The following is a 13,095-nucleotide window of genomic DNA, read 5'->3' on the forward strand; positions in this document are numbered from 1 at the left end:
ATTTTTGCGATATGCGGCATTCCCGTCACCGAAAGAGCGCGCTGATTTTAGCTCCTGCAACGGCTCTGGTGAATGAGCAGGCATGGCGTTTAACGCATTGAAATATAAAATTATATTTGTCGTTGCAGCAACGGGTTCACTTGCCGGCGACGTGCAAAGCGGTTGATCCATAGCGCTCCATTCGTGCCATTTCGCAGGCCGACCACTGTTAAGGCAACGCACCTAGCAAGCTCATTTGACCATCCATCGGGTGCGACATACGTCGGTTCAACTGGAGGCAAGACATGGCCACTGCCAATACCGCATCAAAGACCACGATGCAGAGGTTCCTGGACGGCGTCGAAAAAGTGGGAAACATGGTTCCCCATCCTGTGATCATTTTCCTGATCCTGATTGGCATCGTCATCGTCCTGTCAGCCGTACTTGGCGCTTTCGGAGCGGCCGTAAGCTATGAGCGCATCAATCCCGACACGCACGAGATTGAGCAAGCGTCGACATCGATCCGAAGCTTGCTGAATGTCGAGGGCATTCGCTTTCTATATTCGTCCCTTATTCCCAACTTCATGAGTTTTACGGCTGTCGGATTGATGATCGCTGCCATGATCGGTGCCGGCGTGGCCGAAGAATCCGGTCTCGTCACAGCGCTGATCCGCAAGCTCGTCATTGTCTCGCCGAGCTGGGCGCTGACCTATATCCTGGCTTTCGTCGGTATCCTCGCAAGCATCGCGGCAGATGCCGGCTATCTGGTGCTGATCCCGCTTGCCGGTGTGGCTTATATGGCAGTCGGGCGGCACCCGTTGGCTGGTCTTGCGCTTGGTTTTGCCGCCGTGGCTGGTGCCTTCACGGTCAACATGCTGATCAAGCCGCTCGATGCCGTGCTCGTTGAATTTACCAACGACGCTGCGCATCTGGTTGATCCAGCGCGTTCAATCGGTCTTGCATCAAACGTCTGGTTTTCCATTGCCTCGGTGCTGTTTTTGACCGTGGTGATAGCGTTCATAACCGATCGCATGATCGCGCCCAGGCTTGGTGAGTATGATCCGGCAGCGGCGGAAGGCGGTGTGCAGGCTCAAGGGGCCACCCTTTCTGAGCAGGAATCACGCGGCTTGCGGTTCGCACTATACGGCCTTATCGGTCTCCTGGTTGTTTTCCTGCTGTTGACCATCCCGAGCGGCGCGCCTCTGCGCAATCCCGATACCGGCGAGCTCATCGGCAACTCACCCTTCATGAACGGCCTGATTGCACTCATCATGCTGATCTTCCTGGTAACAGGATGGACCTATGGCATCGGCGCCGGAACGTTGAAAACGCTGGCCGAGGTCATCGCGGCGATCGAGAAGTCGATCAAGAACATGGGCGGCACAATCTTCCTGTTCTTCGTTCTTAGCCAGTTTGTCGCCTATTTTACCTATACAAACATCGGCACCGTCATGGCGCTCAGCCTTTCAGGCGTGTTGCAGGCAGCCAATATTGGCGCACTGCCGCTGCTTATCGGCTTTATCGTTGTGGTCGCGATTATCGACCTGCTGCTAACCGGCGCCATTGCCAAGTGGGCAATCTTCGCTCCGGTCTTCGTCCCGCTTCTCATGAAGCTTGGTGTTGAACCGGAAGCCGTCCTTGCCGCCTATCGCGTCGGCGATTCCCCAATGAACGCGATCACTCCACTCAATGCCTACTTCGCACTCGTCGTCGGCTTTGCCCAGAAATACGACAAGTCCGCAGGTGTCGGCACGATCGTCTCACTGATGCTTCCCTATGTGGTGCTGATGTTCGTGTTGTGGACCGGCCTCTTTGCGGTCTGGAAGGCCCTCGGACTGCCATGGGGCCTATGACAATCCTCAAGCGAATAGATACTCGAACGAACGGATGGACATCATGAGCAACATCTCAATTCCTCTCGACGTCGCCGCAGCTGAAGACCATCTGATGCGTTTCCTGTCGGTGGAGGGTGTCACCGGGTCTGAGAGGAACATCGGCCTTGCCGTCTGCGACGCCTTGAAGAAGATCGGCGTCCCGGAATCGGCTATTCGCTTCGATGACGCCAACAAGCGTATTCCGCTGCCGACGGAGACGGGCAATCTGATCGTGGACATCCCGGGAACGCGGCCCGGGCCACGCCTTCTCTTTTCCACCCACCTGGACACCGTGCCGCTTTGCGCGGGCGCCAAACCAAAGCGCGAGGGCGACCGCATCGTGTCCGACGGGACCACGGCACTTGGCGGCGATGCCCGAACCGGGGTGGCACTCCTTGTCGTGGTTGCCGAGACGCTGATCAAGCATAAGCTGCCTCATCCGCCAATCACCCTACTGTTTACCGTTCGCGAGGAGAGTGGGCTGCATGGGGCACGAGAACTCAACCCGGCTGACCTCAACGGCGCGGCAATGTGCATCAATGTCGATGGCCAGATGGCTTCAGAACTCATTGTCGGCGCTGTCGGGCAGGAAAACTGGGAAGTCGAAATCAAAGGTCGCGCGTCGCATGCCGGCGTTGCGCCAGAGAAGGGTATTTCGGCGACACTGGTTGGCGCCGTGGCGTTGGCGGAAGCAAAGCATAACGGCTGGTTCGGCAAAGTGGTCAAACCGGATGGTCGCGGCACAAGCAACGTCGGTATTTTCGGTGGCAAGGACAACAAACCCGCAGGTGATGCGACCAACGTCGTAACCGACTACGCCTTCATCAAGGGCGAAGCGCGCAGCCCGGAAGCTGCTTTCGCGACGAAGATTGCCAACGGTTACAAGGAGGCGTTCGCGAAGGCGCAGAGCGAAGTGACCGACTATCAGGGCGACAAGGCAGAGGTGAAATTCAGCCACAAGCCCTCCTATCCGCCATTCGAGTTGGGCAAGGACACGCCGATCGTGAAGCGCGCGACAAAGGCCTTGCAAATGCTTGACATCGAGCCAGTGTATGTCTTCTCGAACGGGGGATTGGATGCCAACTGGCTCGACAAGCATGGTGTGCCAACCATCACCATCGGAGCCGGGCAAGCCGAGATCCACACGATCAAGGAATATGTGAACCTCAAGGAATACGAGAAGGGCTGCCGTTTGGGTGTACTCATGGCGACACTCGACGATTGACGAGTTCTGGAAGGTTAATTTGGTCGGCCGCAGTCGCTCGGCGCTCATGAACGCCTGCGCTGGGGCCGGCTTGATTTTGGACGGTTCGGGCAGGCAAGAGGGAGCAGGGCGATTGAGTCCAATAGCATACACAGCGACTATCATCGCCGTTGCCGTCGTACTGTTCGTCTGGAACAAGCTGCCGGTCGTCTTCGTCGCCATGCTGACGGCACTTGCCTTGTGGGCGAGTGGTGTCCTGACGCTTGGACAAGCCCTTGGCGGTTTCGGTGATCCAGCGGTCATCTTCATCGCATCCCTTTTCGTCGTCAGTTCCGGGCTCGAGGTCACCGGGGTGACCGCTTGGGCCGGACAACTGCTGATCCGCGGGGCCGGCGAGGAAAGCCGGACACGCCTTCTCCTCCTGACCATGGCACTTGTATCGCTCCTGACCGCGCTGATCAGCGTCAATGGCGCTGTCGCAGCCCTGCTGCCGGTCGTGGTCGTCATAGCTGTCCGCCTTCGGCGCAGTTCGTCGCAGCTGCTCATGCCGCTGGTGTTTTCGGCACATGCAGGCTCGATGCTGGCCCTGACCGGAACACCGGTCAACGTGCTGGTTTCAGAAGCAGGCATCGACGCAGGCGTCGGTGGGTTCGGCTTCTTCGAATTTGCGCTTGCGGGCATCCCACTCCTGGCAGGCACCATGGCCATCATCATCCTCTTCGGAAAGCAGCTGCTTCCGGAGCGTAACGGCGCGACTATGCCCGCCGATTTCAGTCGCCATGCCAAGACACTGGTAGAACAATACGGCCTTGCAAGCGGGATCTACCAGATGCGAGTGCGTGCAAGCTCGCCCTATGTCGGCAAAGCCGCGAGCGCGTTCGATCTTTCGGGCCATCCGGGATTGCAACTCGTCGCCATTCAGGAGGGCGAGACGGCCGGTCCACTGCGCAGGTCTGCCATCGCTGAGGGCGATCATTTTATCTTGCGCGGTGAACCTGACGTTGCAGCGGCCTACGCTGCCGACATGCACCTGGCCCTTCGCGACGACAAGGCGAACGGTCAGGGTGAAGAGACCTTGTTCAATCGCAACTCAGGCCTTGCAGAGGTCGTCATCCCGCCACGCTCCGGCCTCATCGGCCAAGCAGTTTTTCCCGGCATGGTGACCGAGAGCGGCGATCTGATCATTCTGGCTGTCCAGCGCGCCGGCGCCGGAATATCGCCTGGCAGCGCCGCCAAGGAAGCGGGCGGTATCGTCCTGCAGGCAGGCGACACAATGCTGCTGCAGGGAACGTGGAAGGCGCTCGATGTGCACCTGAACGATCCCGACGTTTTGGTTGTCAATTCGCCCGAGCTTGTCCGACGCCAAGCGGTCCCGATGGGTCCCGGCGCGCGTCAGGCCGTTATCATCCTGATTGCGATGGTTCTGCTGCTTGCCACTGGTATCGTGCCGCCGGCGGTGGCTGGCTTACTTGCTGCAGGAGCAATCATCCTTTCGGGGATCATGAGCGTCGAACAAGCCTATCGGGCTGTGGGCTGGACGACCGTCATCCTCGTTGGCGCGATGATGCCGCTTTCGACAGCAATGGTAGAAACAGGCGCGGCGAAGCTGATGGCGGAGCATCTGGTGAATCTCGTGGGTGACGCCGGTCCGGTTGCGCTGCTTGCCGGACTGTTTGTTCTGACGGCAATCATGGGGCAACTCATCTCCAACACTGCAACAGCATTGATTGTCATCCCGATCGGCGTCGCAGCGGCCACCGCCATGGGCATTTCTCCGCGCCCCGTCCTTATGAGCACGGCCGTTGCAGCCGCCGGCGCCTTCCTCACGCCAATCGCAACACCGACGAACCTGATGGTGATGGGCCCGGGGGGCTATGCCTTCAACGACTACTGGAAACTGGGATTGCCGTTGCTGATCTGGTTTTTCGTCGTGTCAGTGTTCATCGTCCCTCTAATCTGGCGCTTCTAAGCTGCCGGTTATCCAGGCAGAGGCGCGCTGGAACAACAGTCGACTGCAAGTGCGGCAAGGCCAGGATGTCAGTAAGGGTGACACATGTCGGTGATACAGGTCCCGGGACTTTTGTCCTTTACCATCGCAATTCTCGTCTTTTTTGCTGGTGCCAATCTCAATCGCTTCATTCCCATGCTAGCTCGGTGGAGCATTCCGGAAGCAGTCACCGGCGGACTTCTCGCGGCGTTGGCGACACTTGCCGCCTACGAATTCTTTTCCGTCGAGATCAGTTTTACGCTTGCCGCACGCGACATGCTGCTTCTCTACTTCTTCACGGGCGTCGGGCTTAACGCCAGGCTTTCCGATCTGGTGGCAGGTGGAAAGCCACTACTGATCCTTCTTGCCATCACGCTTGTGTTCCTGGTCATCCAGAACGCAATTGCCATCGGCGCCAGCAATCTGCTTGGTCTTCCCCCAGGGATGGCGATATTACTGGGGTCGACGTCCCTGATCGGCGGTCATGGCACCACCATTGCATGGGCTCCGATCATCAGCAATCGTTTCGGGCTTACGAGCGCACTGGAGGTTGGCATTGCCAGCGCCACGCTTGGTCTTGTGATTGCCAGTCTCATCGGCGGGCCGATCGCACAGTACCTCATCACCCGTTATCGGCTGAGCGGAAGCAAAGACGAAGAACTTACGATAGGTGTGTCCCGAACAGCTGCCAGCACGCACGATGACGAGGTCAGCTACATCAGCCTCTTGCGCACTCTCCTAGTGACGAACATCGCTATCCTCATAGGATACACACTCCATGAGATCATCCTGGACGCCGGCATCAATCTTCCGCTCTTTGTTGTGTGCTTGCTGGTCGCTATTGTGATGACGAACACTATCCCCTCCATAGCACCGAACCTCCCTTGGCCAACGCGCAGCCGCGCGCTCTCACTTATCTCAGATCTCTCGTTGAACGTGTTTCTCGCGATGTCGCTGATGAGCATGCAATTGTGGGGATTAGGTGGGCTCGGTCTGGCGCTTGTCATCGTGCTGGCGATTCAGACGATCGCTGCGATTGCCTATATACTTTTTGTGGTGTTTCCGGCCATGGGGCGCAACTATGAAGCGGCGGTCATTTCCGCCGGGTTCTGTGGTATTTCGCTGGGTGCGACCCCCACAGCGATCGCGAATATGACCGCAGTTACCAAAATCCATGGCGCGGCAACGATCGCCTTCATCATCCTGCCCCTCGTTTCGGCTTTCTTTATCGACCTTGCGAACGCCGCCGCTCTTGGCTTTCTTGTCCGGTGAGGGCCTACCAGCACGGATCATCAAGAACGCTCGGAGACGCCGATTCTGACAAATGCGTACGACCTTGTGTTCGACCGTCAGCACGCACACCGGAGCTATCCCTGTAGCCTCCTCAGTAGCACACCAAGTCTTTCCTCGGACGCGCAATCCTCAAGGTCCGGGCAAAGCGGAATGCCGCCACCGCTTCGATTCCGGACTTCACTCGGGCTGTGGCCGAACGCTCGCTTGAATGCGCGGCCAAACTCGGCCCCGTCGCTGAATCCACGCTCTTCAGCAATCTGGAATATGAGCCTTCGATCGTTGGGGTCGGTTAAAGCGGCGTAGGCGCTGAGCAATCGACGATGCTGGATGTAGTGCATCACCCCGCCGAAAGGCTCAAACAGGTTATATAGACGCGTGCGCGAAATGCCGAGCTCTCGGCGTATCAGTTCACTGCCGAGCTTCGGATCGAGCAACCGGCTTCGCACCAGCTGCCGCGCCCTTTCGAGAAGCACATTGGCAATCGGTCCTTCGGCGGCCTCGATATGGTCTGCGGATGGCGAAACGCAGGCAAGGATCATTGCCTGTGTCGCTGCGGTCAGCCCAGGCAAGTCGGCATGAACCAGCGTTGGCAGGCGATTACTCACGCCAATCAGATAGTCCGAGAACAGTCGTCCCATGCCTGACCTGAGTGTCGAAAATTCGGCCGAGCCAAGGGTGGCCGCCGTTTCGAGAGAAAGATCCCGCGGCACGAACAGCATTAGCATCTCGCTTTTGTCGACGACGCCGGTGAAGGAACGGCCAAGCGAATGGATCTGGAACTCGCCCGGATCCGCGGTAAACTCGTGCCTTGCCGCATTGGTGCTTATTTGACCGGACAACAGAACTGTCATGGTCCAGTGGTCGACCGGATCTCGCCGAACATGTCCTGGAAGGCTAGAAAAGGCGAGGCTGTCAGTGCTGATCCTGGCAAGGACGAGACTGCCAAGATCCCAAAGCTCCTGCCGGCCGCTAAAGTTTGCCGTCATTGGATCGGTATCAGAAAGCTCAAGCATAGGTGCGAAGCTATTGCGCCATGCCGCAAACTGATCCGGCCGCGAGAGCCCCTCGGTCGAGAACTCAAAAGGAGATAAAAACGAAGGCGTACCTTCCTCCGGCTCTGCATCAACGGCCTCGTAGTCCGAGCTCACAAAGCTCATGTGGTTCAGTTGCCGTTCGTGCAAGCTGGCAGGAGTCATGACGTCTTCTGTCGTCATCGCGTCACCCTCAGTTGGCCGTAGGCAAGACGGAATCGCCAGGCGCCGCTTGCCCGGCAACCATATTGCCGCCGTCATTCCAACGTATCGTGCCAGGCTTAGCGGCGAAGCCGCCCGCGCAGGCGTGAGAGGCGCTGGTTGGCGTCACGGGTTTGCATCGAAAACCAGCGCTCGAAATCGCGGCGATCGTTTCGCGCTCGAAGTTCTGTGCCAGGTATGCACTGCTCGACAGGATGCGTGAGAGAACACTTATGCGATTCATTCTTAACTCTCCTCTTGGGCCCAAGAGCGAGGGCCGGATGATGTCTGAATGATGCAAGCGGACTGGTTTGCGAGCGACTGAAGCGAGCACTTCGCGCGGCGAAAGCTGGGTTTCAGCCTTCGTCCCTATCTTGCGGCAAAGCCGCCTATGGCAGTCGATGTTCCTCCCAAGCGTAATCTAGCGCCGTCGACGTCCTTTCTCAACTGTCAGATGCACAAGCATCAGAGGAAGTCGCTTTTAGCGTTTCCAAGTTGTTTTAGATGGCTTTAAACACATCTCTGTGCACGCCGGAGATCCAGCTTCACGGTCCGTGGTCCATGTCTGCGTTGGAACCGCCCGACAGCAGCGTTGCGACCCACTTTCCCGATGGCGTGCCTGCGCTATAAACAATGAACGCGATCGGGTGGGCAGCCGATGAAAGCCCCAGATGTGCCCCACATTATGGCGAAGGGGATATTGCAAGCGAGGCACCGCTGAGCCGCGGCTCCAGATAGCTCCCGATGATGAATTGGATGACGTTCAGGCTCGCGAAAATGAGCACTGCCGTCTGCCGGTTGTCGAATTGGGCAATGGCAAACAGTGTCGGAAGCGCGGTTGCAGCAAACGGCCCGAGGAAAGGGATGTCGTTGAGCGCGAAAGCGATTGCACCCCAGGCAGTGGCAAGTTCGCAAATACGCCACCGACCGACTGCAGCCTAGCTGACAGCGGTTGTCCTTTGCAATGCGTCACCCCAACCTGTTCCTTTGTCTCGTCGAGCGAGGCTTTGAGCACGACCACGCGATGAGACGCGGCTGGAGAACTCTCACACTCCAGCGGCAGCCGGTTTAGTCGTGGAAGTTTCGATCTTTTCGGCCTCTGCCTTAGCCGGAATGCGAAACCACAGGACGTAAAGTACCGGCAGGAAGATCAGCGTCAGCGCCGCAGCGACCACGAGACCGCCGATGACGGTAAAGGCGAGGGGTGACCAGAAGGGATCACGGATGATCGGCAGCATTCCGAGCACGGTCGATCCCGCTGTTAGGAAGACCGGTCGCAGACGCTGGGCGGTAACGTCGATCACGCTGCGCCACGTCCGGCCCTTTTCTTCAATGGCAAGGTCGATCTGGTCGATGAGCACCACGGAGTTTCGGGTGATCATGCCGATAAGTGCGATCATGCCCAGAACGGCTATGAAGCCCACCGGCGTATTGGTTATCAGCATGATCAGCACGACGCCGATTAGCCCCAGAGGCACAACGCTGATGACGAGGAGCAGGCGCTGTACGCTCTGCAGTTGGAACATCAGCACGATAAGGATGATGACGGCCATCACCGGAAGCATCTCGACGACCGATGCAAGCCCCTCTTCGGCCCCCTCGACTGCACCGCCTACCTCGATCGGGTAGCGCGGGTTGGCCTTTTGCAGCTCATCGATCTTGGCAGCCGCAGCTTCGACGACACCGGCCGCCAGCACACCTTCGGCGGTGTCTGCCTGAACAGTGATCGTCGTCGAGCCATCGCGACGCCAGATGACGGGCTGTGTGGTCTGGTAGTCGATCGTGGCGATGCTGGAGAGCGGCACCGTATTGTTGGGGCCGACGGGGATCTGCAGTGTGCGAATGGTGCTGATGTCGACGCGCTCGTCGGCGGCCGCTCTCGCCACCACATTGATAAGGTAGATCGAGTCCCGAACCTGCGTGATCGGAATTCCCGATGCCGTGGCGAACAGCGTCTGGGCAATCACAGAGGAATTGAGGCCCACCAGCCGGGCACGATCCTGATCGACATTGATGACGATTTTTCGAACCGGCTCATTCCAGTCGAGGTTGGGCTGGACGACGCCCGGAACCTTGCTGATGGCGTCGGCGACTTGCCAGGCGACATTTCGCACGCCCGGAATATCCGGTCCACTGACCCGGTACTGAACAGGCCAGCCAACCGGCGGTCCCATTTCCAGCGGCGAAACGCGCACGATGATATCGGGCAATTTCTCGTCGAGCGCCTTTTGCAAGCGTGCCTGCAGCGCCTCGCGCACACCAACGCTCTTGGCGATCACCACTGCCTGGGCACGGGAGGGTGCTGGAGCCTGCAGGTCCATCGACAGGTAGAAGCGAACGGGATCGGAGCCGATATAGAAGCTCCAGTCAGCCACATCCTCGTCGGCGGCCAGAACTTCTTCCGCCTTCGAGACGTCAACGGCGGTCGCATCCTGCGATGCACTCTGCGGCAGGGTGAGCTGCAGGATAAGCTCCGGCCTGTCTGACGCTGGAAAGAACTGCCGTTTCATGGCGGACGATCCAAGGAGAGCAGCCACAAACAAAGCGGCGGTGGCAAGCACGACAAGGAGGCGCATTCGCATGCAGGCGTACAGGAGGTTCTTGAAGCCGCGGATGAGTGCTCCATCCTCCTTCGGACCCGTTGCAGTCCCTGATTTCAGGACGGCAAGACCAACGATCGGTGTCAGCAGCACCGCCACGAGCCAGGACACGATGAGCGCGAAGCCGATCACCAGAAAAAGGGATCGCGCATACTCGCCCGAAGAGCTGCTTGCAAAACCGACAGGAATGAAGCCAGCGATCGTTACCAGCGTGCCGGCCAGCATCGGAAATGCGGTTGAAGTGTAGGCGTGGGACGCCGCCTGAACCCGCTCGTAACCCTGCTCAAGCTTCGCCATCATCGTCTCGACGGTGACCATCGTGTCATCGATCATCAGCGTCAGCGCAATGATCAATGCTCCCAGCGAGACGCGCTGCAGGGCAATGCCTGATATGTCCATGAACAGGAAGGTCAAGGCAAGAACAAGCGGGATTGACACGGCAACCGCGATGCCGGCTCGAATTCCGAGAGCCAGGAAACTCACACCGAGAACGATGACGACTGCTTGGCCGAGCGAGGTTGTGAAGCCGCGGATCGCTGTCTTGACGACCGCAGGCTGGCTCGCGACGTGCGTGAGGTTGATGCCAATTGGCAGATCGTCCTCAAGCTTCTGCATCGTCGCTTCGATATTCTGGCCAAGCTGCAGGATGTCGCCCCCCGACGCCATGGAGATGGCGATACCGATAGCCGGCTTACCCTTGATGCGGAATCGCGGCTGGGGCGGATCTACGGTTCCGCGCACGACACTGGCAATATCTCCAAGACGCACGAAGCCGGATGCGGTTGGAATGTTCAGTTGCCGCAGCGTTGCCTCGTCGGCGAGACTGCCGGAAACCTGAAGAATTGTTCGATCCTGCGCCGAGGTTATGAGACCTGCAGGCAGGACGGCGTTCTGCGCCTGTATAGTTCCGATCACTGTTGCAGCACTGAGGCCGAGGCTAGCGAGCCGCTCGGTCGAGAATTCGATATAGATCGTCTCGTCCTGGGTCCCGATAAGCTGAATCTTGCCGATATTGTCGATCTTGAGCAGCCGGGTGCGGGCCTCGTAGGCCCAGTCACGGACTTCGCGATCGGTAAAGCCATCGGATGTAAAGCCATAGATGATGCCGAAGGTGTCACCGAAGTCATCGTTGAAGAAGGGTCCGCGCACACCAGCTGGCAGCGTCGACACCATGTCTCCGACTTTCTTGCGGGCCTGATACCAGGATTCTCCGACCTGATCGGGCGGCGTTGAATCGTCGAGCGTCACGTAGACGATTGATTGTCCGGCCGTTGTCAGGCTGCGCAGACTGTCGAGGTGGGGCACCTCTTCGAGCGTCCTTTCCAGACGGTCGGTGATCTGATCCGTGGTCTGCTCAATCGTTCCGCCCGGCCACCCGGCGGAGACGATCATCGTCTTGAAGGTAAACTCTGGATCCTCGTCGCGTCCCAGATTGATGTAGGCAAGGATGCCCGCTATGGCGCTTAGAACCACGAGGAAGATCACAAGGCTCCGTCGCTGGATCGCCCAGAGCGATAGATTGAAGCCCTCGTTCATTCGACGCTTCCTTCAAGCAAGCGAACCGGCATGCCCGGGCGCAGTTGCTGCACTCCGGCAACCACCACGTTGTCTCCGCTTGAGAGGCCCTTGGTCACAAGGAAATCTTTCGTGTCGAAGCGATGGACCTCGACCGGCACAAGCTTTGTCGTCTTGCTGGCCGCATCGACAACCCAGACGGCACTTTCGCTACCTTGGCTGAAAAGTGCTGTTATTGGCAGCCGCGCCGCGGGCTCACCGGAAAGCCGGATTGTACCACGCACGGCACTTCCGAAGCGGAATTCGTCGGGCGCGGTATCGAGCCCGACGCGGACCGTGAAGTTGCGGGTGATCGGATCAGCAGTCGGCGAAATCTCTCGAACCGTTCCTGTCGCCTTGATGGCGGGGTTGCTGAGAAGCTGCACGTCTACGCGGGCATCGCCTCCGGTCGTCTGGATTGTGGCTTCGGGAACCTGGAAAACCGCGTCACGTGTTCCAAGCTGGGCAACCCGCACCACCATTTGTCCACCGCCGACGATCTGTCCCACTTCACCTCCGATCGCGGTGACGACGCCTGCGGCATTTGCCTTCAGGACGCGGTTGTCAAGATTGGTCTGCGCTATTCGCAGACCGGCTTGTGCCGCGTCTACACCAGCCTGTGCCATACTCGCCTGGGCGGTCGCTGCATCGAAAGCCTGACGGGTTGATGTGCGGGGATAAAGTTGCTGCTGACGCGCACGCTCGGTCTCTGCGTTCTGGAATTGGGCCTGAGCCGCAAAGAGATTTGCTTCAGCTTTTCGCACTGCGTCCTGAGCGTCTTCGGTATCAAGACGGGCGAGAACGGTGTCCACTTTCACGAGGTCGCCAACCTCGACGTCGCGCTCGCGCACCTCGCCTCCCTGCCTGAAGCTGAAGCTGGTTTCTGTACGCGGACGGATCTCCCCGACGAGCGACCCATATGTATCCTCGGGATTGAATGAAACCGCGACGGTTCTGACCGGTCTTGGAGGGCGCTCAGAAGCCTCCTCCTCGTTTCGGCAACCCGCCAGGAGGATGGTCGCCAGCATAGCGACCGACACGCCAAACATTGCGCGGGATTTCGAAGTAGCCAGATGCATCTTCATGGGCGGTTCCCCCGGATACCTACTGGCGCGATGGCGTTTCTCCATGCGCGGACAGCTGTAAAAATGGGATAGATTCAATGAGATAAATGCATTTTGGCGGGTTTGATGCGTCACTGGGCATCGGAAATATGCGCCCATTACACATCAATCGATCTGTGCCAGTAATCAACGCGAACGGTAGAAGTCCTGAGTAGGGACTCAAGTGATCGTGCTCCTTTAACGTCCGGCTCGGCTTGCGTGGTCTTCGGAACCGAAGGCGCAGGCGCTCTGGTTAAGAACTATAGAGC

8 protein-coding genes and 1 pseudogene are annotated in these 13,095 nt (G+C 58.6%); 4 read left to right on the forward strand and 5 right to left on the reverse strand.

What is annotated here, in order from left to right; all coding sequences use genetic code 11:
- Positions 1-284: 284 nt before the first annotated feature.
- From FHT76_RS17490 to gltS, 4 genes are all read left to right on the forward strand, one after another.
- Complete coding sequence (locus tag FHT76_RS17490) at positions 285-1,832, forward strand: AbgT family transporter (protein WP_183861912.1); 1,548 nt, start codon at positions 285-287, stop codon at positions 1,830-1,832.
- A 43-nt stretch (positions 1,833-1,875) separates the two neighbouring features.
- Positions 1,876-3,078: a M20/M25/M40 family metallo-hydrolase gene (locus FHT76_RS17495; protein WP_405049271.1), complete on the forward strand. Its 1,203-nt coding sequence runs from the start codon at positions 1,876-1,878 to the stop codon at positions 3,076-3,078.
- 112 nt (positions 3,079-3,190) lie between these two features.
- Complete coding sequence (locus tag FHT76_RS17500; RefSeq protein ID WP_183861908.1) at positions 3,191-5,026, forward strand: SLC13 family permease; 1,836 nt, start codon at positions 3,191-3,193, stop codon at positions 5,024-5,026.
- Between the two features lie 84 nt (positions 5,027-5,110).
- Entirely contained in the window at positions 5,111-6,316 is a 1,206-nt protein-coding gene (gltS, locus tag FHT76_RS17505) for a sodium/glutamate symporter (RefSeq protein WP_183861906.1), read from the forward strand.
- Positions 6,317-6,411: 95 nt separating this feature from the next.
- Here gltS and FHT76_RS17510 read toward each other — a convergent pair whose 3' ends face one another.
- The 5 genes and pseudogenes from FHT76_RS17510 to FHT76_RS17530 form a co-directional block, all read right to left on the reverse strand.
- Positions 6,412-7,551 carry a helix-turn-helix domain-containing protein gene (locus FHT76_RS17510; protein WP_259127526.1) on the reverse strand — a complete coding sequence of 380 codons (1,140 nt, stop codon included), beginning with the start codon at positions 7,549-7,551 and terminating at the stop codon, positions 6,412-6,414.
- 10 nt (positions 7,552-7,561) lie between these two features.
- Positions 7,562-7,813 carry a hypothetical protein gene (locus tag FHT76_RS17515; protein WP_183861904.1) on the reverse strand — a complete coding sequence of 84 codons (252 nt, stop codon included), beginning with the start codon at positions 7,811-7,813 and terminating at the stop codon, positions 7,562-7,564.
- Positions 7,814-8,114: 301 nt separating this feature from the next.
- A pseudogene (locus FHT76_RS17520) lies at positions 8,115-8,480 on the reverse strand (AI-2E family transporter); the annotation flags it as partial.
- A 135-nt stretch (positions 8,481-8,615) separates the two neighbouring features.
- Positions 8,616-11,705, reverse strand: coding sequence for an efflux RND transporter permease subunit (locus FHT76_RS17525; RefSeq protein WP_183861902.1), 3,090 nt, complete (start codon positions 11,703-11,705; stop codon positions 8,616-8,618).
- Positions 11,702-12,808, reverse strand: a complete 1,107-nt coding sequence (locus FHT76_RS17530) for an efflux RND transporter periplasmic adaptor subunit (RefSeq protein ID WP_183861900.1) — start codon at positions 12,806-12,808, stop codon at positions 11,702-11,704. Before FHT76_RS17530 ends, FHT76_RS17525 begins: the two co-directional genes overlap by 4 nt.
- Positions 12,809-13,095 lie beyond the last annotated feature (287 nt).

This window comes from Rhizobium sp. BK176 (assembly GCF_024808055.1).